Origin of the sequence: Ensifer sp. SL37 (genome assembly GCF_026672675.1) — a bacterium.
Lineage (GTDB): Bacteria > Pseudomonadota > Alphaproteobacteria > Rhizobiales > Rhizobiaceae > Ensifer > Ensifer adhaerens.
This window is the reverse complement of record NZ_JAPPRN010000007.1, coordinates 441,129-465,081: the sequence shown is the minus strand read 5'-3', so window position 1 is coordinate 465,081 and position 23,953 is coordinate 441,129. Positions and strand designations below refer to the sequence as shown.

The window sequence follows — 23,953 nt, the reverse complement described above, 5'->3', positions numbered from 1 at the left end:
AGGAGGAGAATGGAATGAGATATATTCGAGACACGTTGGCGCTGCTTGCCACCTGTGCGTTGCTGCAATCGGGTCCTGTCTATGCGCAAGACGCTTCGACGAAGATTACGGACGACCCGCTCGAGCTGACGATCCATTTCCATTTCCGTGACAAATACGTCTACACGGAAGACTGGCCCGTCGAGAGGAAGGCGGCCGAATGGACCGGGATCCACGTGAAGAATGTCGCCTCGCTTGCGACCAGCAGCAGCCGGGATGCGTTCAACTTGCTGATGGCCTCGGGCAACCTGCCGGACATCGTTGGCGGCGACGTCACCGGCGGGCTGAAGGACGACTTCATTCGCTATGGCATGGAGGGCGCCTTCATGCCCCTGGATGACCTGATCGAGGAGAACGCCCCCAACCTCAAGAAGTTCTTTGACGAGCATCCGATCGTGCGCCAGGCCATCAGCGCACCTGACGGTCACATCTACTTCATCCCCTATGTGCCCGAGGGCGAGTTCTCGCGTGCCTGGTTCATCCGCCGGGACTGGCTCGACAAACTGGGCCTGAAGGTTCCGGAAAACGTCGACGAACTCTATGCCGTTCTCAAGGCTTTCCGCGAGAAAGACCCGAACGGCAACGGCAAGAAGGATGAAGTTCCCTACTTCGCACGCGAGCCGATCGAAGCAGTCCGACTGATCAACATGTGGGATGCCCGCGTGTCCGGCTCGGAACGCTACGGCGACTTCATGATCGAAGACGGCAAGGTCGTGCATCCCTGGACAACACCGAACTATAGGACCGGCATTTCCAAAGTTGCGCAGTGGTTCAAGGAGGGCTTGATCGATACGGAGGTGTTCACGCGTGGAGCTCGGGTGCGTGAATACATGCTCGGCAACAATATCGGGGGCATGACGCACGACTGGTTCGCAAGCACGTCCAACTACACCGACGCTCTGAAGGACAGCGTTCCAGGCATCGACTTCGCGCCGATGCTGCCGCCGAAGACCGTGTCCGGGAGGCGCTTCGAGGACAGCCGGCGTGCGACCGTTCAGCCGGCAGGCTGGGCGATCTCCTATTCGAACCAGCACCCGGTCGAGACGATCAAGTACTTCGACTTCTGGTTCTCCGAAAAGGGCCGGATTCTGTCGAACTGGGGCATCGAGGGCGAGACCTATGACATGGTCGACGGCAAGCCCGTCTACAAGCAGACCGTCCTTCACAACCCCAAGCCGGTGAACGCCCAGATGTGGGAAATCGGCGCCGGCGTGCCGCGTGGCTATTGGGCCGCCTATGCCTCCGAGGAGCAATGGACGAACAAGATGGCTCTCGACGGGATCGCCATGTACGAGAAGGAACCAGGGCTTCTGCAGCCTGAGTTTACCGGCGTCTCGATGAACAGCGACGAGCGTGCCGTTTACGACAAGTACTGGCCGAGCCTTCTCACCTACATGATGGAAATGCAGCAGACCTGGGTCCTCGGAGCCCAGGATGTCGATGCCTCCTGGGACGGCTACGTCGCCCGCCTCGACCAACTCGGCTACGCCAAGGTCACCGAGGTGATGCAGGCGGCCTATGACCGCCAATACGGAAAGAACTGACCCGATTATCGGGCGCGACCGGGTCGCGCCCGCCTCTATCACGTATTCAAAGGACGTCATTTCGATGCCCAAAACCGCTGAAGCACCCCGCCTGCAATATCTCGATGAGCCAAAACCGGGGACCCTGACGATCGGCTATCAGCCGGCCGGCGAAAGCTCTGTCGAAAATCCGCCCCGTTTCAGCTGGCTGCCGGCCCTGAACGACGATGCGCGGTATGTGGTGCGGATCTCCAGCGATGCAGGCTTTGCGCCCGAGCGGACGCTGGTCTTCGACAATATCGCCTGGAACTTCTTCACCCCGGATACAGCGCTCGAACCCGGTTCCTACTGCTGGTCATTTGCCCTTTGGAACGATGCCGAAAAGCGCGCGGCCTCCGATTGGAGCAGCGTGCGTGAATTTTCGCTCAAGCCGGGCCTTCCCGAGACGGCCTTGCCGCGCGCGGCAAAGCGGCGCGACATCATGGATCTTCGCCATCCCCGCCTGTGGCTCAATCCGGATGGCATCACCAACTTCCGCGGCCGGTTGCAGGAGGATCCTGATTGCTGCGGCTGGAAGACCTTCTACGTGAACTCGGTGGAGCCGTGGCTCTCGCGGAGCCTGATCGCCGAACCGCAACGTTACCCGGATAATGTGCGCACCGCCAAACTCTGGCGGCAGATGTACATCGACTGCCAGGAGGCGATCTACGCCATCCGGCACCTGGCGATTGCAGGTGTCATCCTGGATGACGCACACATGATTGCGCGGGCCAAGGACTGGCTGCTGTCGGTCGCGACCTGGGATCCGCAGGGAGCAACGGCCCGCTCCTACAATGACGAGGCGGCATTCCGCGTAGTGACCGCGCTCGCCTGGGGCTACGATTGGCTATACGACCATCTCGATGACGGTGAGCGAGAGCGCGTGCGTCGTGTGCTCCTTGCGCGGACACGCGAAGTCGCAGACCACGTGATCTGGCGTGCGCGCATCCATGTTTTCCCCTATGACAGTCACGCGGTGCGCTCGCTTTCGGCGGCCCTCACGGCGGCTTGTATCGCGCTGGCCGGTGAGGAAAAGGAAGCCGAGGGCTGGCTGGACTATACGGTCGAATTTCTTTTCACCCTCTATTCGCCATGGGGCGACAGCGACGGCGGGTGGGCGGAGGGTCCACACTACTGGATGACCGGCATCGCCTATCTGACGGAAGCCGCCAATCTCATCCGAAACTTCCTCAAGGTCGATCTCTATCGGCGGCCGTTCTTCCAGAAAACCGGTGATTTTCCGCTCTACACGAAGGCGCCGGGTACGAGGCGGGCATGCTTCGGAGACGACTCCACCCTCGGCGATCCGCCTGGTCTCAAGGTTGGCTACAATGTCCGCCAGTTTGCCGGCGTCACCGGCAACGCCCATTACCAGTGGTATTTCGAGCGGCTGAAGGCGGATGCCGCCGGTACCGCCATGGAATTCTATAACTACGGCTGGTGGGACCTCAATTTCGACGAGCTTGTCTATCGGCACGATTACCCGCAAGTCGAGGCAAAGGCGCCTGCCGACCTGCCGCCGGTCAAGTGGTTCAGGGAGATCGGCTGGGTTTCGATCCAGAAACACATGGACGATCCCGATCGCCACATCCAGTTCCTGTTCAAGAGCAGCCCCTTTGGTTCCTTGAGCCACAGTCACGGCGACCAGAACGCATTCCTGCTCTATGCCTTCGGCGAGGATCTGGCGATCCAGAGCGGTTACTATGTCGCCTTCAACTCGACCATGCATCGCAACTGGCGCCGGCAGACCATATCCAAGAACGCGGTCCTCATAGGCGGCAGCGGGCAATACGCCGAAGGCGACAAGGCGATCGGCAAGAAGGCGGGAGGTCGGATCACGGCGGTGCGCGAGGAGCCGACGCATGTCTTCATCAGCGGCGATGCCACGGCGGCCTATCGGGCGAACAATCCGCTGGTCCTCAGGGTCGAGCGAGACATCCATTTCGCCAGCAGCGACTTTCTCGTCATCGTCGATCGCGTCGAATGCGTCGAACCACAGCCCCTCAAATGGCTATTTCACTCCTCCCATCAAATGGACGTGGGCAGCAACAGTTTTCGTCTGACCGGCGAACGGGCGGGGCTCTACGGGCAGTTCGTGTTTTCAACCGCAGGGCCGCCGCAGATACGCATGATCGAAGGTTTCGAAGGCGTCGATCCAACCGAAATCGAGGGCCTGGCCACCCAATATCACATCGAGGCAACGCTTCCAGCGTCCACCAAGCAGACCCTGGTGACGCTTCTCGTTCCCTATGCCCTTAGCGAACCCCGGCGGGTCTTTCACTTCGTCGATGACCAGGGCTTCAGTGCCGACCTCTATTTCACCGATGTCGACGACAACCAGTTGCGCATCATCATCCCCAAGAACTTCTGATCGGAAAGGAAATGTCATGAACGGACTGAAGGACAAGGTCATTTTAGTAACTGGCGGCGGCCGCGACATCGGCAAGGCCTGCGCCGAGAGGCTTGCCCGCGACGGCGCGAAGGTCGCAATCACCTACCTTGGCTCGGCGGCTGGCGCCGAGGAGTGCGTGAGGGCGATAACGGCTTCCGGTGGCAAGGCGATCGCCATCAAGGCGGACATGACCGTGGCCGCCGATGCACAAGCGGCCGTCGACGGGGCAGTTGCCGCGTTCGGTCGGCTCGATGGGCTGGTGCATGTCGCCGGCGGACTTTTGGCGCGCAAGACCTTGCAGGACATGGACGAGGCGTTCTTCCGGCAGGTGATCGACGTCAATCTCACTTCACTCTTCAATGCATCCAAGGCGGCCGTTCCGGCGATGGCCGACGGTGGCGCGATCGTCACCTTTGCCTCACAGGCCGGCCGCGATGGCGGCGGCCCTGGTGCGTTGGCCTATGCCACCTCGAAGGGGGCGGTCATGACCTTCACGCGTGGTCTTGCAAAAGAACTCGGACCAAGGATCCGCGTCAATTCGGTTTGCCCGGGCATGATCTCTACGACCTTCCACGACACGTTCACCAAGCCGGAAGTGCGCGAGCGTGTCGCTGCCGCAACCCCGGTCAGGCGCGAGGGCCGATCGGACGAGGTCGCCAATCTGGTCGCCTTCCTTGTCTCCGATGAGGCGTCGTTCATCACCGGCGCCTGCTACGATGTAAACGGCGGCACGCTGTTTTCCTGATATGGTCATGACAGTGCGATTTCCGATCCATGGCAAGCGCGTCGCCCTCATCGGCACGTCGCTTGTCCAGCAGAACCACCACGCAGGCGACAGGCACATCCACTCCTGCGCCCGCGGGTGGACGACATGGGCGGAGGTTCTCTCCGCCGGCCAGCTCGACATTACGGTGTTTCACGATCCGCGCGTATTTCCCGGCTGGGAGCCAAGCGGCAGGATCGGCGTCACCCGTGGCTTCGGCGGACTGAACGCCGGCGTTTCGGGCCAGAAGGCCCGGGACATCGCACAGCGTCTCGAGGAGGTCTTGAAGCTCGATTTTGACCTGATCGTCGTCGATGCCGGCACGAACGACATGATGGTTGAGACAAAGGAAGTCATCCAGTCTATCCGCGAAGCGGTCGTTGATCGACTGATAGCGGCTGGAAAGACGGTGATCCTGCTGCCGATCCTGGCGCGTGGCACGCAGAAATGGGTCGCCGGCGGATCGGAACGGGCAAAAGCACACTGGATCAACCAGAAGAGCCTCGCCTTTGCAGCCATGAGACCGCACTGCCACGTCTTCGACTGGAATTCCGTCTGGGTGGACCCTTATTCTGCCGATGGGGCGCCACACGATGGTTTCTCCGACGACGGCACGCACTTTTCGGTTCCGGGCGGTTACGCGGTCGGCAAGGCGTTGGCAGCCTATCTTAGTGGCTTCCTCGCTCCACCTGCTCCTCGAACATGGGCGCAGGACGACCGTTTCGATGCAGTCAACAACCCGATCGGCAACATCCTGCCGAATCCCCTTCTTGCCGGGAACGGACCGTTGGCCGAGGGATTGGCCATTTCTCACGGTCGAACGACTGCAAGCCGGATCATCTGCCAGCCCGACCGCATGGCGAACTGGCAGGAGATCGGTGTGGCGACCGAGAGGTGCCGCGTGGATCTCCTGCCGGACGCTTTCGTTAGTCCGCTGCCGGCGGGCACCTGGGTGCAGGCAAGCGTCCAGGTGGAAGTGCCCGCGCACGGTGACTGGCGGGACATTTCGCTGATCCTGGAAGATGGTGCGGCGGAGGGCCTGGTGTCGCAGGCGCTCGCTCCGTTCGATCTCGGCGATGGAAACCTCGCACCCTTTCCAAGGGAGGCGTGGTCGGGCGTGTTGAGGACACCTCCGATCAAATTGAAGACGCCGATGCAAGATCTCCGGCTTGGGCTCAACCTGCAGGTTGGTCCGTCAAGACAACCATCAAGCATGCAGTTTTCAAGCCCCGAGTTGCGTCAGGTCATGCCTCCACAGAGCCAGCTGTTTTGACGTGAATGGCCATGGCTCGTCTCAACACGCGCTGAACGCGGCCCACAGAGGACCAAATCCGTAGGCGATACTCCAAAATCCCATGAGTTCCGATTATGCGGCAGGGCTTTTGGCTTGGCCTGGAATGCGTTCTCGTGGTCTTTCTGCCAACCTCGACGACCAGAACGCGCAGAAACTCGCGACCACGGCAAGCGCTGCAATGATCGCTCCAACCCACGGCAGGGCGTGGACTGAGAGGTTTGCAAGCGCGATCCCCCCAACTGCCGTCCCGAGCCCTACACCGATGTGCATTGTCGACAGGTTCAGGCTTATGCCGGTATCGGCCGTCTCCGGCCCGGCTGAGATCAAGAAGCTCTGTACCACCGGCGAGATCATCCAGCTGATGCAGGCCCAGATCATCAGCACGCTGAACATCACCCACGAGCTGCCCTCGACCAACGGTATTGTGACAAGGGCGAGCAGGTAGGCCGTCGGCGTGAGCAAAAGGACGTTGCGCGGCGAAAACCGGTCGGCAAGCCAACCACCGAGATAGCCACCGCTCACGCCGGCAATACCAAGCACCGCAAAGGCTATCGCGATGTTTTCCGCGGCAACGCTGGCAATCTCAACGAGGTAGGGGCCAAGAAAGGCGAACAGCACGAAGTGCCCGCCAATCATCAGAATGGAGACAAACTGGCCCGCAACGAGAGGCGGCTTTCGCAGGTGGTCCAGATACGTTGGAAGGGCGGCTTTACGGCGAGCGGAGACCGGAACATGCCGCCAGCTTGCCAACCACACCAAGCCGGCAAGCAGGGACAGTGCGATGAAGACGCCCCGCCAGCCGATAAGTCCGCAGATGAAAATTCCCGCGGGAACGCCGAGCACCAGCGAGCCACTGATCCCCATGAAAATGATGCCGATGGCTCGACCTTTCATGTCTTTCGCGACCAGCTCGGTCGCCAACATCGTTGCCAGAAGGCAGACGGTCGCGCTCGCCATGGCCATGCCGATGCGGGCGACGACAAGCGTTGCGAAATTGGGGCTCGCTGCCGCACAGAGATTGCTAACGACGAACAGGCCCAGAGCACAAAGAAGAAGGCGCCTGCGCTCGATCTTCATCGTAAGGACGAGCGCCAAGGGCGCCGTCAAGGCAAACACGATCGAAAAAACGGCCGTCAACTGCCCGGCAAACGCGATCGAAACGCCAAGCTCGCCGGCGACATCGGAGACGATGCCGACTATGATGTTTTCAGCGGTTCCTGTGGCAAATGTCGCAAATGCGAGCAAGACAACGATAGGGTTCATGCGCACGTTCTCCCTGCATGATGACCCATGCGGGCACGAACCAGCGATCGCCCCGACATGGAATGGACATGTCGGGTTTCGAGGCAGAGCTTCGGTTATCCCTATGGCAGCTTGACTAGCACGTCGGCGCCCGAGCCGGAAGCCCCTCTCGGCCACCTATGCGAGCACTGCGACGTCAGCCACCCGCTTGCCGTCGCGGCCGATTGCACCGCAGAGGCCAGGTCACGACATCTCCTGCAAAGACAGCGAGCCAGACGACGACCGGTTGCAGCGGCAGCCTGACGGCGTGATACAGCCACTGCCAAGGAGCGACTTCCGGCGCACTCAGGCTGTCCAGTGCATGCTTGATATTGGCCGGAAAGACGAGCACCGCATAAAGGGCGAGCGCAATGCCGGCATATTTGCGAAGAGCCGGGATCAGCAGACCGATCGCTCCTGCGATCTCGCAAAGTCCTGTCAGCAAGATCACCTCTGGCGCGTCAGGCACCCACGAAGGGGTGATGGCGACAAAGGGCGCTGGAAAGGCCACGTGCAGAACGCCCGCCGTTCCATAGAGCGCGACCATGCCGGCCCTGCACCTCAACCGCCAGAGATCAACGCTCGCCATCTGCCGCGATCCGCTCTTCGATCGTCCTTGCTACGGCGCTCAGATCGACTTTCCGGCCACTGATCTTTTCGATCGCCGCGACGGCCAGATCGCTTGCGACATAGTCCGACTTGTGCCCGAGATTGTGCACGACCATAAGCCTCGCGCCGCGGATATCCCGGGCTAGGTGCCGTGCATGCACATTGGGTGAGACAATCCTGTCGACGTCACCGGTGATGATGACCGTCGGCGCCTTGATCTTGCGGTATTTCCGACTTGCCGTCCGGGTCCAGTCGTTGAGTGCCGCCACTTCCTGGGCATTGTGCCGGAAGGCTGCGGGCCTGAGGGCCTGCAGGGTCCGGGCTCCACGCAGATAGTTTTTCGGCATTTTGTTCGGCGCAAATGTCGCGCGGGTCGCGCTGCCGATCGCAAGAAGGCCGATTGGCGGGGCGATCAGAGTGCTGAAGAGCGCACCCGACACAGGAACGGCTGCTGCGTCATAATACCAGGCGACGCCGCCGTTCCAGGGGTAGACGGCTGGCGACAGGAAGACGAGACCGACAACCCTTTCGGGATGACGCACGGCAAGGGCCGCTGCGATCGCGCCGCCAAAGGAGTGGCTGACAATGATCGCCTTCGGGATCCCGCGCCTTGCCATAAGACTTGCGATGGCGTCCGCCTGTCCGTCAGGCAGTATGTTTTCAGGTCCGCCGACATCCGAGCCGCCATGTCCCGGCCGATCGACGAACAAAAGCGTCGCTCTTCCTTCGAGCTTCCCGCGAAAGGCATACATCGGGTCGTAAAGACTGGCGCTGGCACCGTGGATGAAAACGATCGGCGGCAGGCTCGTCTGCTTGCCGGGTTTAAGAAGTACGCTGTTCAGACTGAAGCCGCCGACATCGATGCGAACCGGGCGCGCCTCGTCCGCGATCGCCCTGAGCGGCTCGAAAATGGTCCCGATCAAAATCAGCAGGCTTAGGACTACCTGAAATCTTGCGCGCGCTTTCATGTTGCTCCTGAAGAATAGCGACCTCCAGGAATATACGTGCGAGAAGCGCAATCGGTTTTGGTCTCTAGTCCGGTGTCGTTCGCGACAGCGTCGAACACTGTTCTCGGCGATGCGGAGCGTCAGGTGCGATGCCGAGTGACATGTCGCGAGCCCGCATTCCTACCGGCTCGCCGGCGCGCGACCATAGAGCAGAAGCATCAGGATAATCACCACACCGTAGATGATCTGGCGCCCGGCTTCAGGCATCTGCGTAACAGAAAGGATCGATTGCAGGAGCGTGATCAGAATGACGCCCGCCACCGTGCCGAGATAGGATCCCTTCCCGCCGAGGATTGACGTTCCTCCAAGGACGACCGCCGCAATGGCCGGAAGAAGATAGGCATCACCCATGGATTGCGCTGCCTTCGAGGCATAGCCCGCGAGCAGCACCCCGCCAAGCGCCGAAAGCCCGCCCGAGGCGGCAAAGGCAATCATGACGATGCGGCGGGTGTTGATGCCAGAGAGATAGGCCGCGCGCTCGCGATTGCCGATGCCGTAGACCGCGCGCCCGAAGCCCGTCCGACGCAGAAGAAAGACCATCGCCGCGCCGATCAGCGCCCAGATGAAAACCACGTTCGGAATACCGGGAACCAGAGCGCCGGTGGCGAGATAGCGCATGGCTGTAGTGGCGGAATCCTGTGGCGAGAACCCGCCCGTATAGACCACCATCACCCCTTGGGCGACGGCATTGGTCGCCAGCGTCACGATCATCGAGGGGATGCGCAGATAGGCAACCCCGACGCCGTTGATGAGCCCGATGCCGATGCCGCACAGGACGCCGAAGGGAATGGCAAGCGCTGTCCCGACCGGACCGTAGGCCGCGGCCGCACAGGCCATCATCGCGCCCGTGGCAACGGTCCACGGCACCGAAAGATCGATCTGGCCGAGCAGGATGACGAGCATCATGCCGGTGGCGATGATGCCGAGGAAGGACGCCACCTTCAATTGCTGCAGCAGATACTCCGGCGACAGGAAGCTGCGCGAATAGAGGCTGCCGAGCACAAGCAGCAGCAGGATGCAGCCGAACGCAGTGACCACCGCCGGGTCGAGATTGCGTATGAAGGTCGATTTGCGTCCGGTTGCGCCAGTCATTGCAGTCTCGCTCACAGGAACCACTCCAATCTATTGCGCACCCTGAAGAGCGCAAGGGCCCCGAGACTGATGGCCGCCATCAGGATCAGTCCCTGGAACAGCGGTTGCCAGAGTGGATCGAGATCGAAAACGAACAACAGGTCGCCGATCGTGCGGAATGCCAGCGCACCGAAGACCGCGCCGATGGCGCTGCCCTTGCCGCCGAACAGCGAAACGCCTCCCAGCACCACGGCTGCGATCGAAAACAGCGTGTAGGCGTTGCCGCTGGCGAGTGCTGCGTCGCCGGTATAGGTAAAAAAGGTGAGAAACAGCCCCCCGAGTGCGGCGACCAGGCCCGCAAGCGTGTAGGCGAGCAACTTGCCGCGGCGGATCGGCATGCCGGACATGTAGGCGGCCGTCTCGGAGGAGCCCACGGCATAGGCTGCACGCCCATAGACCGACCGGCTGAAGGGCACCCATATCACGACGACAACCGCTGCAAGCGCGACGAGGCTCGCTGGCACAACTGCGAAAATCCGGCCGGTCAGGGCATCCGCGAGCCCCTCGTTGACGGATCCGCCGGGAAAAGGCCGCAGCAACAGGGCAAAGCCGAAATAGACCGCCCCAGTTGCGATCGTCGCCACGATCGGCTGCAGCCGCCCATAGATGACAATGGCGCCATTGATCGCGCCGCAGGAGGCCCCAACACTCAGGACGACGAAGACGCCGAAGGCCGTCTCAAGCGGCGAGCCAACGACCAGCCACGAGGCCAGGCAGTTGGTGAGAAGGAAGATCATGCCGACCGAGAGATCGATGCCGGCGGTGATCACCACCATGGTTTGAGCCATCGCGACAAAGGCAAGCAGCACGCCCTTGTTGGCGGCCGTCTGGATAACGTTGGCGGTGAAGCCGGCCGGATGGTTCGCTGTGTAGATGATGAACATCACCACGAAGATCGCAACCGCCGCCAGCGTGCCCCGGTGTTCCGTCAGTCGATACCGCCAGTCGTTCATTGGATGGGCTCCCGGTGGCTTGGGTCTGCGGACGGAATGTTGAGTGCGCTCGCAATCAGCGCGCGCTCCGTTATCTCAGGGCCCGCCAACTCCCGTTTTACCGCCCCGTCATAGAGCACGAGGACCCGGTCGCAGCAGCCGATGAGTTCGGCATAGTCGGTCGAATAAAAGAGGATAGCCGCCCCTTCGTCCGCCAGACGCCGCAAGAGCTGGTAGATCTCCTGTTTGGTGCCGACGTCAATGCCGCGCGTGGGGTCGTTGAGAAGGACATGCGCGGCTGCCGCATCAGCCACTTCGCAATGACGACCTTTTGCTGGTTGCCGCCCGAAAGCGCCCCGACCGGCGCGTCAATGTTGCCCGCCTTGATGGACAGCAACGTCATCATCCGGTCGATAGCGCTCTCTTCTTTGGGGCGATCGATGATCCCGCCACGCGTCAGCCGGTCGAGAGAGGCGAGCGAGAGATTGTCACGCACCGTCATCGGCAGCATCAGCCCCTCGGTCTTGCGGTCCTCGGGAATGAGCGCCATGCCGATGCCGTGCCGGCGCGCCTGCGCAGGGCTGCCGATGCTGATCGCTCTGCCGTCGACGAGAACCGTGCCGCGCAGCCCGCGCAAGACCCCGAACAGCGCCAGGAGGAGGTCGCGCTGTCCCTGCCCGTCCAGCCCGCCGAGACCGACGATTTCGCCTGCACGCAATGAAAACGAGATGTCGTGAAGGCGGTTCGCCCAGGACAGATTTCGCGTCTCAAGGACGGGTGCCGCTGGTGCAAGCGGGCCCGGCTTGGGTGGATAGACGCTATGATATTCACGACCGATCATCATCTCGATGACCTCGCTGTCGCTCCTTGTTCCTGCCGGGTAGCTTGCAACCTTGCTGCCGTTTCGAAACACGGTGCAATCGTCTGCCAGTTCCGCAATCTCGTTCATCCGGTGCGAGATGTAGACAAGCGCCAGCCCCTCAGAGCGCAGCCGCTTCAACACGGCAAAGACCTTGGAAACATCGGCCGCCGTCAGTGCCGACGTTGCCTCGTCGAGAATGAGGATGCGTGGTTTGCGCGCGAGCGCCTTGGCGATCTCGACGATCTGCTGGCGCGACAGCGGCAGGTCCTTGACCAGCGCCAGAGGGTGGATGTCTGCCGCACCGGCACGCGCCAGCGCCTCTTCTGCCAGACGCCGCTGGGCCTTGCGGTCGATCATGCCGAACCGGGTCGGCGGATTGAAAATGACGATGTTGTCGGCGACGCTGAGTTCCGGGATCAGCGACAGCTCCTGGAAGACGCAGGCGATGCCGGCGGCGTTGGCGGCGGCCGGTGACGCAAACGTCACCGGCTGTCCATCGAGCGTCATCTGCCCCTCGTCGGCGGCGACAACGCCCGCCATGATCTTGATGAGCGTCGACTTTCCGGCACCGTTCTCGCCAAGAACGGCGTGAATGGCGCCGGTCCTGACGGACAGTTCGGCATTTTCAAGCGCCCGCACCCCCCCGTAGCGTTTCGATATGCCTTCCATGCGAAAGAGCGGTGCGCCGCTTTCCATTGCGCTCTCCGGAAAACCGTTGTTGACGACAGGTCACTGCACAGCTGTGCGGTGCCCTGATCCTGATCGAACTACTGGTTATCCTTGCTCTGCTTCATGATCTCCTGGGCGGAGAAATTGATCCCGCAGGTGGGGAACGAATTGCCGACGAAGAAATTGTCGGACTCCGCCTGGAAATAATCCTGGCCTTCCTTGAAGTTCGGATCTTCGACGATGGCCAAGGGCAATTTGACCGACTGCGGCACCACCTGACCCTCGAGCGCGGCAATCGCCGTCTTGATGGCGACGGCCACTTGCGCGGGTCCGGTTCCAGCCGACGAGCATTTCAGGCCGTCGGCGGCATGTGCCGCACAGAACTTGCGAAATCCGTTTTCGGTTTCGCCGCCGAAAGGCACGAAGGGGTGCTTTGCGTCGATCATCGCCTGAACGATGCCGGTGTCGCCGCCCTGCCCGGTAATGCCGTCGAAGGGGCCGCTGGTTGCGATTGCGTCCGCAGTCACCTTCTGGGCGACGCCGTCGTCCCATTTGCCCATGACCTCGACGACCTCGAACTTCTTGCCCGACGCCTGGAGCTTCTCATGGATGCCGTCGTGCCTGTCGGTATCGACAGACGTGCCGGCGACACCGCGCACCTCAAGCACCTTGCCGCCATCAGGCAGATGTTTGACGAGCCAGTCGCCCCACAATTGCCCGAGCCCCTTCTGGTCGACGTTGACGTTGATGGCGTCCTCGGTGTCGAGGATGTTGTCGAAGGCGACCAGCACCACGCCAGCTTCCTTCGCCCGCTTGATGACCGGCGCAAACGCCGTCGGATTCTGGGCATTGACGACGATCGCGTCATAGCCGGAGTCGATGAAGTTGTTGATCGCCGAGATCTGGGCCGGCACATCCTCGCCCGTCGAAACGACCTTGAACTCCTTCAGTTTGGCTGCGACGTCGGGTTGAGCGGCATAGGCCTTGGCGGTCTGCACCATCTGGATACGCCAGGTGTTGGCGATGTAGCCGTTGGCAAGTGCTATGCGATACGGGCCGTCCTTTTTCGGGAACTTGAAGAATTTCGTATCCGCCGACCACGGCGCGAAACATTCCGGCTCGGCTGCAGGCCCTGAAACGATTTCCGGATCTGCATAGGCAGCAGATCCCAGCATGAAAAAGGCAGTGGCGGCAACGATGCCGCCAGCGAGTGACTTCACCATCGACATTTCCTCCCATTGGCGCGCCACTTGTTTGTTCTCCAGCCCGGGGATGAAACTCACCCTCGAGCGGCACGAACTCCTGCGGCACCGGCACGCTGGATGCCTGCTTTCACCATTGACGAGGCGCTCTGGTCTCCTCCCGAAAACACCGCTGTCTCTTAATTAGGTAGCGCTACCACATGCGATTGTAAAGTAACATTTGCGGATTACGGAGGACCGAATATCACCGGTTTAAGATCGAAATCAGCGTGATTTCGACGTCTCGGAAGGAAGCCTATTTCCTTCCGCAATGATAGCGCTATCATATCGCGACGCTCAAGAATACGTTCTTTGCCGCATGAGGGAGCCCTATGGCCGAGGATTTCGAGATCGTAGACCCGCGCTTTGCCCGGCTGGTCAACCACAGCGCCCGCGTGGAGCAGCTTTATACGGGGTGTCGCTGGGCCGAGGGGCCGGCCTATTTCGCCGCCGGGCGCTATCTCGTCTGGTCGGACATCCCCAACGACCGGATGCTGCGCTATGACGAGACCGATGGGCATGTGAGCGTCTTCCGGCAGCCGTCGAACTTTTCAAACGGCAACACCACCGACCGGCAGGGCCGCCTGGTGACCTGCGAGCACGGCGGCCGCCGCGTGACCCGCACGAACCATGACGGCAGCATCACAACCATCGCCGATCGCTGGAACGGCAAGCGGCTCAACTCACCGAACGATGTCGTCGTGCGCTCCGACGGGTCGATCTGGTTTACCGATCCTGCCTACGGCATCGAGAGCGATTACGAAGGCCACAAGGCCGAAAGCGAAATCGGCGCCTGCCATGTCTATCGCGTCGACCCGGCGACGGGCGCGGTCACTGCCGTCATTAAAGACATGGTGCGGCCGAACGGCCTTGCCTTCTCCCTTGACGAAAGACGGCTCTACGTCGTCGACACCGGACGGACGCACGGCCCTGATCTTCCAGCGCATATGCGTGTATTCGATGTTGATGAAACTGGTACCGCGTCGGGTAGCGAGGTCTTTGCCGATTGCACCGCCGGGCTGTTTGACGGCTTCCGTCTGGATGACGAAGGCCGGATCTGGACAAGTGCCCGCGACGGCATCCACTGCTATCACCCGGACGGCACCCTGCTCGGCAAGGTCAGAGTGCCTGAAAACACCGCCAACTGCGTGTTCGGCGGGCCCAAGCGAAACATCCTCTACATCTGCGCAACCAGTTCGCTTTATGCCGTTCGGCTGATGGTCAACGGCGCACGTCTCTACTGAGGCAGGAGGTCAATCATGCCGTTCGTGCGGATCACCATCGTACGAGAGGTCCTCGGCGACGATCCTTCGGTCAAGAAAGCTGCGATCGCAAGCAAGGTCGTAACGGCGATTGCCGAAGCGACCGGGCTTGCCGAGCGTGAAATTTCCGTCGTCTTCGATGAGGTCGACGCAAGGAACTGGTATGTCGGCAACACCGATGTGGAGACCTTGCGCGCGCGCAACCGGCAGGGATCGACGTGACGGACGGCATCGTCTCCAAAGACCAGGGCCGCAAGGCAAGCCGGCGCGGCAGTGGCAGGCCGACGATCGCCGACGTCGCCAAATTGGCCGGCGTCGCGGCGATCACCGTCTCGCGCGCGCTGCGTGACCCATCGCTCGTTTCGGCCGAACTGCGCGCCGAGATCGATACGGCGGTGATCCAGCTTGGCTATGCGCCCGATCCCAATGCTCGCGCGCTCGCGTCCGCGCGAGCCGATGTGATCGGCGTTCTCGTGCCGTCGCTGACAAACATCGTCTTCGCCGACACCCTTCGAGGCATCTATGACGGGCTCGGCGACGGCCCGCTGCAGATCCAGATGGGCAACACCCACTACTCTCCACGGGAAGAGGAACGGCTGATCCGGATGTTTTTGGGCCAGCGGCCATCTGCGTTGATCGTGTCCGGTATCGACCAGACCGAAACGACCCGCAAACTGCTCGAGAGCGCGGATTGCCCCATCGTACAGATCATGGAATATGGCGAGGATCCGGTCGATATGCTGGTCGGCTTCTCCCACTTCGATGGCGGCAAGGTGGCCACCAATCATCTGATCGAGGCGGGATATCGCCGCATCGGCTTCATCGGCGCCCGAATGGATCCACGCTCGCAGCGCCGCCTCGCCGGCTACCGCTCGGCGCTCGAGGCCGCACAGCTCTTTGATCCCAAGCTTGTGACCACCACATTGACGCCGTCGCGCGTCTCGCTCGGCGGGCAGCTCCTGGCCGACGCATTGGCAAAGGTCGCCGATCTCGACGCCGTCTTCTGCAACAATGACGACTTGGCCATGGGCGTGCTGTTTGAATGCCAAAGGGCAGGCATCGCCGTGCCCCACCGCATGGCAATTTGCGGCTTCAACGACCTCGACATGATGCACGTCGCCTATCCGTCGCTCACCAGCATCCGCACGCCGCGCTATGAAATCGGCCGACAGGCTGTACAGATGGTGTTTGATCGACTGGCCGGCCGGCCAATCGCATCGCCAATCGTTGACCTCGGCTTCGAGCTCAAGATACGTGAAAGTACGATGCAATGACAAAGCACCGCGCTGGAACCGAGCGGATCGGAACATCCGGAAACTTGTCGCAGACACCTCATCGCCTCGTCAATACCTCTACTTCGAAGGCTGAGGTCTTGGTGGTATCGTCGGGCGCCTAGCTACCGCCCACTGAAGCGTCCGCAAATTGCCACCATGAACTGAGCTTTAGTGCCGATGTGCCGAATGTTCACCGAGCACGTCTACGGCAACGCCGAGCCACCTTTTCCCAGCCCTAGACGATCGCCGTCTTGTTGGCGGAAAGCTCGTCGACCGTTGGGAAGATCGTCTTTAGGCTTCAGCAGGCGGCAGCTTGTCGAGCAGCTCCTGCGGGAACTTGCCAGCCTTCAACATGGCATTGAAGCGCGCCGGGAGGCAGTAGCCCACCTCCCCGATAGCGAAACTAGCTGCCCAGATCGTCCTCGACGATCAGCGTCTCGCGGTCGGCCGCCCAATGTAGCAATTCCAGCTTCCGCTTCATCGGCATCGCAACCGTCATCGGCTGCTGTTTCGCGGGCGCGAGGCATTCCTCATAGATGCCGCAACCGTCGGCGTCCATGCGTGAGACCGGTTGCTTCTTTCGACAACGCAGACACGTCGCTGTCACTTGCGCGTCGCGATTGTCGCACGTGTGTGGAATGATTTCGCTCTCACGATCACAGGTTATGTTCGTTGCGACCTCATCCATCTCGAGGCTCCGTGTTGAGGATGGATTCTGAGATAAGAAGCATCACGGCGAGTGCAAGATCCTCTCGAGGACGGCCGACCTCCGTGAGGAATGAACCAGGCGAAACCCCAACCGTCTCGAAATTTGGAAAGCCTACACTGGCGAAAAGGCGTCACCGCAGGCTTGCGCGTCACACCTCTCCTGCCTTCCCGGGTTTGTCCCCGATGGATACTGTGCCTGTTATCTAGAAAACGGCCTGGACGACCGACCGGCTCGGCCCTCGTCGCCGTCGGCTGAATCCCGCGCACCACCCTACACCGCCCGCAATCTCAGACTGATTAAAATTTGTCTATACAATCCTGGGTTAAGATGGCTTTGCCTTCAAAGGTTGTATGTCGTGTTTTGCTCGACCAAGAGGAGCGTGTTTTGGAAGATGCAAGCCTCATCATCAAGATCATATTGGGTTTCAGCGTAGTTATAGCAGCGCTTCTAGCTCTCGTGATGCTAGCACCTGCCTGAGTCCCTTGCCTACCGAGACAACGCATATGCTTGGCGCGATGCGGTTCGGGTATGGGATCGATGTTCGACTCTGGGCACGATGTCTCATTTTGCCGCGCCGTAGGATCGAAGCTTGTACGCGCGGCGAGTGCCCCTGTCCTTTCAAGAGCTTTGGCGTCAAGGTTTAGCGACATTGGTGTAGCGGCGGCTAGAACGTCGAGAACGAAGCCGCCTTGATCGACATCCCGCTACAGCCAGTGCATCTCGGCCCCAATAGAGCTGACAGCCTCATCGAGGTGCCATTTGTCACCGAGCTGGCCGGCGATCGTCTGCGGATTTCGCTGGCAATGTGCCGATCGAATTTCTCCGCAATAGCCGCGGTCCGGTGTGAGACGATGATTCAACGCGCCGCCAGCAAATCTTCGACCAACCGAAAACTGAGTGGGAAACGAAGATAGTGCCAGGCGGCGTGTGCAATCACTTCAGCTGGAAACCGATGACGATGACTAAAGGGATCGCGGGCCGTTTGTGGCATCCCTCTTATTTCCACAGTTCAATCGCTCGCAGGTTAATTTTACAGTGCCGGAAATAGGCGATGGTCTAAGAAGCGTTAGGGCCCACCATGCAAACAGGCCCTCATTTAGGTTTCAGAGAAGCTGGTCGTGTGCCGTCTCACGGATTGTCAGTAATGCCGCACCGGTCAACAGTGCTGCCGCCATCACATAGTATGCCGGAGAAACCGATGAACCCGTTTGAGCAATGAGAATGGTGGAGAACGAAACCACCGAAAATCGTAATAGCGATTGCAGGAAGCGCCGACCAGCGTGGCGCGGTGACGGGTTGCGAAAAGTTCCGATATAAGCGCTGGACCAACACCAGCAACGAGCGCGGTAGGAACGGCAAGAGCGACTTGTAACAGAACAATCGTAGCAAAACCTGGCACACCGACAATTGCGCTATAAACGGGAATTGCCACCACGCTTGCCCAGATCACCGGTCGTCTTCCAACCCTGTCTGAGAGCGCCCCCGAAAGCGGGATTAGCAATACGGATGCCGTACCGGCAGGCAGCGACGGTGCTGGCCGAATTCCTGCCCGTCGAGCCGACAGAAACGCATGCCACCGTGCGCAAGCGGACCATCAGGATCGGCGAGCGGCTCGACGACCAGATTGCCCGGGAAGAACGGCGCGCAAGGTCTATAATCAAACGGAGGAACGCGCTTAGCTTGAAGTGCAGCTTCCTGGTGACCGACGCAAGGAGTTCGTCATCAGCATCGACACGGCTCATGTCCGCAGTGCCAATCCTAATTCAGCGCGAAATTTCGAGCTCGTTGTGGCCCGATGCGGCCGCGGCGGTCGGGGTGATGTCGGTGGCCGCTATTTCGCGACGAGCAGCACCGACCAAAGCGCAATCCGGGATCGAACTTTGCATGCCCTTCGGCAGGAAGGGTATCGTGGTTTCGGCGACGTCAGAGCCCGTCGTTGTAGTCGCACCAGTCTTGAAACTGAACCATACTGACCATCCCTGCGCGACCCGGCCGAGCGGTGGAGCTCGTAGCGTAGAAGTAATCAGCGGTAAAAGGCGCTATGCAGCTGTTGTCGGGTTTGAAAGCCTGCACTCGTTCGCTGCGACTAGAGAGTTCACGTTGAGATTGCCGCCAATGCTCATGGATATATGATCAAAGATGGGCATACTGATTATCTTTATATGTTCAATTAAGCTTACGTTGCTAATTTATTTGTGATCATTGTCTTCATTGTGGACATAAATTTATGAACAAGAAGCAGGCCGCGCTCGCGCGAAAACAATTGGAAAGACGTCTCGCGCCCGTGCGAGAACTCAAAATCATCTCGCCGCCTCGCGGTTGGATGAAGGCCATCCGCGAGGCTCTTGGTATGACCACCCGACAACTTGCCCACCGCATGGGAGCGGCTCCGTCTCGCATACCGGCCATCGAGAAGGCCGAGGTTTCCGGGGCGACAACCATCAAGACCCTTCGTGAGGCCGCTGCGGCAATGAACTGCACGTTCGTCTACGCTTTCGTGCCGATCAAACCGCTCGACGATATCCTCTACGAGCGTGCCGCCGAAAAGGTGGGCGAGGATATGACGAGGCTCGACCACACCATGCGGCTGGAGAATCAGGCGCTGCTTAAGTCGGACCTGGAGGCAGAACGTCGGCGGCTCGTCGAATCCCTGCTTACCGACTCTGCACGGCGCCTTTGGGATGAGGATTGAGATGGCTGAAGATCCTCTATTCGAGGACGACGACGAGGCAAACACCCCTCTACGCCCTGAGGAGCGGGAGCGGCTCATCCCTTCCTACATCACCTTGCGGCACGAGTTGAATGAGGCCGAGCAAGTCAATATCGGCGAGGGCCTGCGGTGGGCAACGTCGCGAAAAAGGGACGTGCTCGACCAGGCTTTTCTTTGTGAGCTGCATCGCCGCATGTTTGGGGACGTTTGGGACTGGGCTGGGGACTACAGAACCACGCCTCGCAATATCGGTATCGATGCCTATCGCATCTCAGTGGCAGTCAGGCAGGTGGTCGACGACGTACGCTACTGGGTCGAGCACGAAACTTTTCCGCCCGACGAGATCGCCGTGCGGTTCAGTCATACGCTCGTGGCCATTCATCCCTTTCCGAACGGGAACGGCAGATTTTCCCGGCTGGCTGGTGATCTGCTGGCACGTCGGCTTGGCCGGCCGCCCTTTACCTGGGGCAGAGCTAATCTGGTGGATGCGGGCGAGACCCTCGCTCGTTATGTTGCGGCCCTTCGGGCGGCTGATAACCACGACATAGGACCGTTGCTGGCGTTCGCCCGCTCTTGAGGTTCGAACGGGGAGTTAGCCAGCCAATAGCAAATGACATCAACCAGGCGAACGAAGGTCGATCCCGCGAGAATGTCCGCGATTTAGTGAAACGACTGTCCCCGATTTACCGGAATCGCTATCCTTTTGATCCGAAATCCGCCGCATTATCGACTTTCCTCCCCCTGACCAAATCGATGAGTAGGCTGGCGTGTCCCGTTCATTGTCGGCGGTCTCCTCGGTGTCGTTGCCCTCTACATGCGTCGTCATGTCGATGAGAGGCCGCGGTTCGAAAAAATGCCGGCAAGGTCGATCGCTTCGGCCCCTGCGGCATCGGGATCAATCGTGATTTCTATTCTTCAGTCGGCAGGTATCGTCACATTGTGGTCACTCACCGCATTTGCAACCATGGTCTATCTTACAACCTACACCCAGCGTTACGGCGGGCTCTCGTCGGCGCTATGGTCGACAGCTACCGCGACGATGCTGACTCATGCTTGCCAGCCGTGCCGTCAGTTCCATCAACTCGGGCGTCGCCCGATCGGGGCAGAGTTCTTTCAGCGGCGAAGGCGCCGGCCATGCCCGGGTGACAATCCCGACACAGCTCCCAGCGGGGATTGCGCACCTCGACTGTACCGAACACGGTTCGGATCCGGCGTGTCGTGTAGTCCTTGACCGGCCGGAACGTGTGGCAATCCTGGCAGACCCGACGAAAGAGGGAATAGGTCTCCGCCTCGTGGCTCACGACCGCGCCCTGAAGCGCCGCCATGATCTTCTTGCTCGCTTCGATCGAGACGCCGATCTCTCCGTCGAACAGACGCTCCCAACTCTTGTCAACGCGGACCTACCGACGGCAGACTTCGCCGAACTCGTTCTTCCCCTGGATCGTGATCGTCCACTCCACCGCCACGGTCGCCTCCTTGAGCAAAGCGATGTCTATGCAAATCCGTGCTCAACCCCGGAGAAGTTACCGGTCTCAAACTATTTCGGTCGGAGTCTTGCGGTTAAATGCAAAACGACACTACCCCTGGCTTCGCCGCCCACTCTCAAGCTGAACGGGGCCATCACAAGGTTGTCGATCAGCTCTCAGTCAGCCTTTTGCGTGCCCTAACGCGCTTGACGTCGACGGCCAGCAGCGGGCCGAAATCGAGCGCCACGGAGGCTTTCCAAGCGGCCGTTTGTCCTCGTAACCAGATCCATCTGCCATTGCACTCCCCCCGAAAGGGGCAGCTGCTTTAATGTGGCGCCGCGCCTTATTGGACACCGGTTGCCGCACGCAATTGCCTAATCAGCTCTGCAATCTGTGGATTGTCCGGTTGCAGACGGGCCAGTGCCTCGGCGTACTTCAGCGTTTCCGAGAAGCGTCTGAGTTTCAGTCCGTAGTTGATCGCAGTGCCGAGCAGATTGGCGTCAAGCTCTCCACGTCCTACTGCCCGACCCAGCAGGACGAGGGCCTCCTCCGTCCGGCCGAGCGAATCGAGCGCGATGGCAAGCGTCGTCTTGTAGGGAGCATTGCCCGGATCCAATCGTATCGCCTCATTGAGCTCGCGGATCGCTTCCGCCATCGCGTGCTCGCGAACGAGCGACAGCGCGTGTCCATAGCGCAAGTCGGCGTGATCGGGGGAGATCAGGATCGCTTCGGCATAGGCGCGCTCCGATTTGTCGTTTTGCCCGGTGGCACGGTAGAGTTCGGCGAGGTTGATATGCGGTCCAACAAGCGTCGGATCAAGCGCAATCGCCTGGCGGAACACCTTGTCCGCTTCTCCCGTGCGCCGCTGGCCGGACAGGAAAGTTCCGTAATTGCTCTGTGCCTCGGCGACGTCGACATTCGCTTCAACATAGGCACGTAGGTCTTCGACCGCGGCTTCGAACCTCTTTCGTTGGTCGCCAAGAAGATCCAGGGAGGGGATGGCGCCCAGGGCCATCACCGCAGCCACGCGCACGGCACGGGTTTCGTCGCCAAGCAGTCTCCCGCCTGCATCCAGCCTGAGCTCTGGTGGCAGGTTGCCAGCCGCCTCCGCCGCTCCCAGCCTGACCAGAGGATCGAGATCTCCGGCGGTTGCCTTTATGTCAGCGACGATGTCTGCCCCACCGATCCGGCTCATCTGGACGATCGCGCTGCCTCTGACGAGGCCAGCCTGTTCCCGGTCCAAAACAAGCTTGCGCAGAGCTTCGATCGAGGCCGGATCGGTTTTTGCGGCCGCGGCGAAAGCGTGCGCTATCGTGGGGCGTGCGCGCCAATCGGTACCGTACCACTTGTCCATGTTCTCTTCTGCCCAGGCATTGGTTTTGCCCTGATGGCACCCCGTACAGGCATTCGGCGTTCCGTAAGCGTTGGAGAGATCGGGGCGAGGGATCGTGAGGGAGTGGTCTCGGCGCGGATCGACCTTCATATAGGTGCGCTTCGGCATGTGACAGTTGGCGCACTGCGCGCCGGTCGAACCGACCGGATGGTGGGTGTGGGCCGGGGTGTCAAACATGCCGCCGGGGTTATACTTGGCGAACCGCTCCGGCGCGGTTTCGGTATGACATTGAGTGCACAAGGCATTGCCATCCGCCTTCAACATTGCCTCGTGTGGCCTGTGGCAATCGAGGCAGGTGACGCCCGCTCTTGCCATCTTGCTCTGCTGGAAGGAGCCATACTCGAACACCTCGTCGAAAATCTGCCCGTCCGGAAAGTAGAGATCGGGACGGAGCAGTGCCGGCGAAAAATAATCGAGAAAGTGTTTTCCCGCAGCATAGCCGTCGCCGAGCTTGATCCGTCTCGAATGGCAACCGAAGCAGATGTTCGCGTCGACCTGCGGCAACCCGAGATCTGAACCGATGGACGTAGTGGCGTCTTTGGATCTTGCCTCGGCCCATTCGACGTGCTTCGCACCAGCTCCGTGACAGGACTGGCAGCCGATACTGGTCGCGACATAGGTTGATTGATAGTGGTTCGTCTCCGGCTGAAAATTGCTTTGAGGATCGGTCGAATGACAGTCGATGCAGGTGCGGTTCCAGCGGTAGAACGGACCTGTCCAATGATATGTCGAGCCCGGTTTTGCTGGCGTGCCTTCGCCAAGCCAGAACCATTCCTGCTTGTCCGTATCCCAGGCGACATCGAGAGCCTGCAGCCTGCCGCCACCCAGATCGACCAGATACTGCTGCAGCGGCTCATAGGCGAAGGTGTATTTGACCTCGAATTCCCCCTGCTTGCCGTCCGGCCCTTCGGTCCGGACGAAGAAGCGGCCGTCGCGGCGGGAAAAGTTCGTGACGACGCCGTCGTGATCGAACTGGACGTTGTTGAAATTGCCCCGGACCGTGCTGTCGTCGGCAACTGCCATCGCTTTTACATGGTTGGATTTGGCGAAGGCGGCTACCTGGTCGCCATGGCAGGATGCACAAGCCTTCTCGTCCACGAATCCGTCGTGGATCGAGATCCGCGGATCGGCGGTGGACACCGGAGCGGTCTCGGCAGCAATCGTGGATGCGGCGAACACAAGCAGGAAACAAACCGAAAAAGCCACCCGAAGAATTGCTTTCCGTCCGATGGAAGAATGCGACCGCACGCTTCGCATCCAACGTCCTGGCAGGCCGCACGCATCGGCCGCCAGCGCGCGACCAGCGGCGTCGGGCGAAGAATTAGCCGACAAGCGCATCGCTTTCATCGAACCTACC

General features: G+C 60.6%; 19 protein-coding genes and 3 pseudogenes. 9 read left to right on the top strand and 13 right to left on the bottom strand.

What is annotated here, in order from left to right:
* Window positions 1-14: 14 nt before the first annotated feature.
* The 4 genes from OVA00_RS34470 (at window position 15) to OVA00_RS34455 (ending at window position 6,029) form a co-directional block, all read left to right on the top strand.
* Window positions 15-1,583, top strand: a complete 1,569-nt coding sequence (locus OVA00_RS34470; protein WP_268090647.1) for an extracellular solute-binding protein — start codon at window positions 15-17, stop codon at window positions 1,581-1,583.
* Window positions 1,584-1,647: 64 nt separating this feature from the next.
* Complete coding sequence (locus tag OVA00_RS34465) at window positions 1,648-3,972, top strand: DUF4962 domain-containing protein (protein ID WP_268090644.1); 2,325 nt, start codon at window positions 1,648-1,650, stop codon at window positions 3,970-3,972.
* A gap of 16 nt (window positions 3,973-3,988) precedes the next feature.
* On the top strand, window positions 3,989-4,738 hold the full coding sequence (locus OVA00_RS34460; RefSeq protein WP_192445468.1) for an SDR family NAD(P)-dependent oxidoreductase: 750 nt from the start codon (window positions 3,989-3,991) through the stop codon (window positions 4,736-4,738).
* A gap of 7 nt (window positions 4,739-4,745) precedes the next feature.
* Window positions 4,746-6,029, top strand: coding sequence for an SGNH/GDSL hydrolase family protein (locus OVA00_RS34455; RefSeq protein WP_268090643.1), 1,284 nt, complete (start codon window positions 4,746-4,748; stop codon window positions 6,027-6,029).
* A gap of 93 nt (window positions 6,030-6,122) precedes the next feature.
* Here the strand turns inward: OVA00_RS34455 and OVA00_RS34450 are convergent, their stop codons facing one another.
* The 7 genes and pseudogenes from OVA00_RS34450 to OVA00_RS34420 form a co-directional block, all read right to left on the bottom strand.
* The gene (locus OVA00_RS34450) at window positions 6,123-7,313 is read right to left on the bottom strand and encodes an MFS transporter (protein ID WP_268090642.1); all 1,191 of its coding nucleotides are present in this window, start codon (window positions 7,311-7,313) and stop codon (window positions 6,123-6,125) included.
* A 175-nt stretch (window positions 7,314-7,488) separates the two neighbouring features.
* Window positions 7,489-7,920: a DoxX family protein gene (locus OVA00_RS34445; protein WP_268090641.1), complete on the bottom strand. Its 432-nt coding sequence runs from the start codon at window positions 7,918-7,920 to the stop codon at window positions 7,489-7,491.
* Window positions 7,907-8,908, bottom strand: a complete 1,002-nt coding sequence (locus tag OVA00_RS34440) for an alpha/beta fold hydrolase (protein ID WP_090297750.1) — start codon at window positions 8,906-8,908, stop codon at window positions 7,907-7,909. Before OVA00_RS34440 ends, OVA00_RS34445 begins: the two co-directional genes overlap by 14 nt.
* Window positions 8,909-9,067: 159 nt before the next feature.
* Window positions 9,068-10,039, bottom strand: a complete 972-nt coding sequence (locus OVA00_RS34435; protein WP_090297747.1) for an ABC transporter permease — start codon at window positions 10,037-10,039, stop codon at window positions 9,068-9,070.
* An 11-nt stretch (window positions 10,040-10,050) separates the two neighbouring features.
* The gene (locus OVA00_RS34430; RefSeq protein ID WP_090297744.1) at window positions 10,051-11,031 is read right to left on the bottom strand and encodes an ABC transporter permease; all 981 of its coding nucleotides are present in this window, start codon (window positions 11,029-11,031) and stop codon (window positions 10,051-10,053) included.
* Window positions 11,028-12,568, bottom strand: a pseudogene (locus tag OVA00_RS34425) (sugar ABC transporter ATP-binding protein). The gene OVA00_RS34430 and the pseudogene OVA00_RS34425 overlap by 4 nt, the downstream one beginning before the upstream one ends.
* A gap of 71 nt (window positions 12,569-12,639) precedes the next feature.
* The gene (locus OVA00_RS34420) at window positions 12,640-13,764 is read right to left on the bottom strand and encodes a sugar ABC transporter substrate-binding protein (RefSeq protein WP_034798635.1); all 1,125 of its coding nucleotides are present in this window, start codon (window positions 13,762-13,764) and stop codon (window positions 12,640-12,642) included.
* 350 nt (window positions 13,765-14,114) lie between these two features.
* On the opposite strand from OVA00_RS34420, the gene OVA00_RS34415 reads away from it, so the two are divergent.
* Genes OVA00_RS34415 through OVA00_RS34405 form a run of 3 tightly spaced genes read left to right on the top strand, consistent with a single transcriptional unit; the run spans window position 14,115 to window position 16,318 of the window.
* Complete coding sequence (locus OVA00_RS34415; RefSeq protein WP_060644216.1) at window positions 14,115-15,026, top strand: SMP-30/gluconolactonase/LRE family protein; 912 nt, start codon at window positions 14,115-14,117, stop codon at window positions 15,024-15,026.
* 15 nt (window positions 15,027-15,041) lie between these two features.
* Window positions 15,042-15,266 carry a tautomerase family protein gene (locus OVA00_RS34410; RefSeq protein WP_034798561.1) on the top strand — a complete coding sequence of 75 codons (225 nt, stop codon included), beginning with the start codon at window positions 15,042-15,044 and terminating at the stop codon, window positions 15,264-15,266.
* On the top strand, window positions 15,263-16,318 hold the full coding sequence (locus tag OVA00_RS34405) for a LacI family DNA-binding transcriptional regulator (RefSeq protein WP_268090640.1): 1,056 nt from the start codon (window positions 15,263-15,265) through the stop codon (window positions 16,316-16,318). The genes OVA00_RS34410 and OVA00_RS34405 overlap by 4 nt, the downstream gene beginning before the upstream one ends.
* 235 nt (window positions 16,319-16,553) lie before the next feature.
* Here the strand turns inward: OVA00_RS34405 and OVA00_RS34400 are convergent.
* From OVA00_RS34400 to OVA00_RS34385, 4 genes and pseudogenes are all read right to left on the bottom strand, one after another.
* A pseudogene (locus tag OVA00_RS34400) lies at window positions 16,554-16,702 on the bottom strand (ABC transporter substrate-binding protein); the annotation flags it as partial.
* 19 nt (window positions 16,703-16,721) lie between these two features.
* Window positions 16,722-16,877 (bottom strand): hypothetical protein, encoded by a 156-nt coding sequence (locus OVA00_RS34395; RefSeq protein ID WP_268090639.1) that lies wholly within the window; start codon window positions 16,875-16,877, stop codon window positions 16,722-16,724.
* 714 nt (window positions 16,878-17,591) lie between these two features.
* Window positions 17,592-18,018: pseudogene (locus tag OVA00_RS34390) on the bottom strand (IS6 family transposase); the annotation flags it as partial.
* 421 nt (window positions 18,019-18,439) lie between these two features.
* A complete protein-coding gene (locus OVA00_RS34385) occupies window positions 18,440-18,769 on the bottom strand; it encodes a hypothetical protein (protein WP_268090637.1) in 330 nt (109 codons plus the stop codon).
* A 485-nt stretch (window positions 18,770-19,254) separates the two neighbouring features.
* On the opposite strand from OVA00_RS34385, the gene OVA00_RS34380 reads away from it, so the two are divergent.
* Both OVA00_RS34380 and OVA00_RS34375 read left to right on the top strand, forming a co-directional pair.
* Window positions 19,255-19,719, top strand: coding sequence for a mobile mystery protein A (locus OVA00_RS34380; protein WP_268090636.1), 465 nt, complete (start codon window positions 19,255-19,257; stop codon window positions 19,717-19,719).
* Window position 19,720: 1 nt separating this feature from the next.
* Complete coding sequence (locus OVA00_RS34375; RefSeq protein ID WP_268090635.1) at window positions 19,721-20,314, top strand: mobile mystery protein B; 594 nt, start codon at window positions 19,721-19,723, stop codon at window positions 20,312-20,314.
* Between the two features lie 451 nt (window positions 20,315-20,765).
* Here the strand turns inward: OVA00_RS34375 and OVA00_RS34370 are convergent, their stop codons facing one another.
* Both OVA00_RS34370 and OVA00_RS34365 read right to left on the bottom strand, forming a co-directional pair.
* Window positions 20,766-21,062: a hypothetical protein gene (locus OVA00_RS34370; RefSeq protein WP_268090634.1), complete on the bottom strand. Its 297-nt coding sequence runs from the start codon at window positions 21,060-21,062 to the stop codon at window positions 20,766-20,768.
* Between the two features lie 484 nt (window positions 21,063-21,546).
* Window positions 21,547-23,943: a tetratricopeptide repeat protein gene (locus tag OVA00_RS34365; protein ID WP_268090633.1), complete on the bottom strand. Its 2,397-nt coding sequence runs from the start codon at window positions 23,941-23,943 to the stop codon at window positions 21,547-21,549.
* Between the last annotated feature and the right edge of the window lie 10 nt (window positions 23,944-23,953).